The sequence below is a fragment of the Polaromonas sp. P3_C2 genome, from assembly GCF_056402675.1.
The window spans coordinates 1-2,176 of record NZ_JBFUGX010000668.1 but is presented as its reverse complement, the minus strand read 5'-3'; the positions used below and the strand labels follow the sequence as shown (position 1 = coordinate 2,176).

At 62.4% G+C, this 2,176-nt stretch carries 2 protein-coding genes and 1 pseudogene; all 3 read right to left on the bottom strand.

Going from position 1 to position 2,176, the window contains the following annotated elements; translation table 11 throughout:
* A pseudogene (locus AC1DWI_RS20495) lies at nucleotides 1-262 on the bottom strand (iron ABC transporter substrate-binding protein); the annotation flags it as partial.
* A 61-nt stretch (nucleotides 263-323) separates the two neighbouring features.
* Nucleotides 324-1,367: an ABC transporter ATP-binding protein gene (locus tag AC1DWI_RS20490; protein WP_477669162.1), complete on the bottom strand. Its 1,044-nt coding sequence runs from the start codon at nucleotides 1,365-1,367 to the stop codon at nucleotides 324-326.
* Nucleotides 1,360-2,176 (bottom strand): sensor histidine kinase (locus AC1DWI_RS20485; protein ID WP_477725610.1); only part of this gene is annotated, 817 nt, incomplete at its 5' end. The genes AC1DWI_RS20485 and AC1DWI_RS20490, both read right to left, overlap by 8 nt.

Sequence of the window (2,176 nt, the reverse complement as noted above, 5' to 3'; positions counted from 1 at the left end):
GCATATGCGGGTCACCCGTGCCACCAAACCAGAGATCGGTCTTGGGGTTGGCACGCTCGGCGGTGATCTGCGCCAGCGCTTCACCCGATCCTTTCAGCGTCATGTTGACCTTGATGCCGCTGGTCTTGCCAAAGGTGGTTTGCATCAGGTTGCACCAGTCCGCCTGGGCGGCGCAGATGATATTGACCTCCCCTTCCTGGGCAAACACCGGAAGTCCGAGGGCCAGCAGCAAGGGAGCTGCGAAGAGTGCTGTCTTTTTCACGTTAATCTCCTGAAGGATGGGCGGCGAGGCCCGATTGAATGCGTGCAGTGTGTTGATGTGTTCAGTCAAAGGGCATCACCACACTCACCCCTTGTGCGCCCAGATGCACGCTGACCGGCGAGCCCACCTGGCGGACCAGTGTCTCGCTTTGCACCAGGACCATCAATGTCCCCAGTGCGGTCAGCACGTGGTACTCGGTGTTGCGCCCCAGGTAGGCGTGTGAGAGAACTTTTCCGGGCAGGCCTTCTCCGCTGGCGGGTGCCAGCCGCCAGGCATGCGGGCGCACCACGAGGCGGACTTTTCCCTGCCGCCGCGTCAGTCCGGGCGCGATGCGCAGGGGCCCCAGCTGAATCGCGCCGGATGCATCAGCCTGGGCGTCAAACATCACGGCGTCTCCCATGAAGGCCGCAACGAATTCGCTGTGCGGCGTCTCATAGACTTCCTGCGGTGTGCCCACCTGCGTGACCTGTCCTTCATGCATCACCACCACGGTGTCGCTGACCGCCATGGCTTCGCCGTGGTCATGCGTCACGTACAGCACGGTCAGCCCCAGGTTTTGCTGAAGGGCGCGTATGTCCTCCCGAATCTGGCGCCGCAAACCCGCATCCAGATTGGACAGCGGTTCATCCAGCAGCAACACCTTCGGCTGCAACGCAAGCGCCCGGGCCAGGGCCACACGCTGCTGCTGCCCCCCGGACAACACAGCGGTGTTGCTCCCGGCGCTGGTCTGCAGCCCCACCATGCCCAGCGCAGCCCGCGCGCGCTCGTCACGCTCGCGCGGGTGCAGTCCCAGCATGCGCAGCCCGTAACGCACGTTGTCCAGTACGTTGAGATGCGGAAACAAGGCGTAGCTCTGGAACACCATGCTGATGGGACGTTGTTCGACGCCCATGTCGGTCACATCCACCCCGTCGAGCAGGACCCGGCCCGAGGTGGGCCGTGCCAGTCCCGCCACCATTCGCAACAGGGTCGTCTTGCCACAACCGGACGGCCCCAGCAAGGTCGTCAGTTGCCTGGACGGTATGCGCAAGTGGATATTGCACAGGGCACGGACCCCATTGGGAAAGGTCTTGCTGATGGACTGGAACTGGACGGCGCTACTCATGGGGCACTTCCTGGGGCCACCGGACGACAGCATCCACCCCCACCACATGGTTGTCTTGCACGCGGTTGAACAAATCCACTCCGGCGTTCATCGACAGTGCAATCTGGCGGCAAATTGACAACCCCAGGCCGACGCCAGAGGTTCCCGACGATGACTGGAAAGGCTCGAACRGGCGGGCCTGGACAGCTTCATCCATGCCGCCACCGTTGTCCCAGATCAGCAGTTCGGTTTCGCTGGGCRAAGCCCGAATCACCAGGCCCAGAGCGCCGCCCTTGGGCGTGTGCTGAATAGCGTTGGACATCAGGTTACGGATCAACTCTCCCAACAACCAGGGATCGGTGATCAGGCGCACCGGAATGGCCTGCATCGAGAAATCAAGTTTCTTGCGGGCCAGCAAGGGCGCAAATTCCATGACCACATCACGTGCGGTTGTGGCCAGGTCCACTTCAACCCAGTTGGCCCGGCGTACCAACTGTTCCATCTTGGCGACGGACAGCAACTGGCGGACCAGCTCACTGGAACGGTCCACGGTATTGAGCATCTTGGGCAGCGTTTCCCGCACGTCCAGCTGCCCGGACATGGCGCCCTGCAGCTGGGTGCGCAGCACCGCAAAGGGCGTACGCAACTGGTGGGAGGCATCGGCCAGAAACTTCTTTTGCTGATCCAGCGATTCCTGCTGCTGCTGCATCAGCCAATTGACCGTCCTGGCCAATTGCTGCAGCTCAACCGGCTGCTGATTCGTGACCGGCCGCAAGTCTTCCGTGCGGCGGCTGTCGAGCTCTTGCCCCAACACCACAACGGGTTTGAAG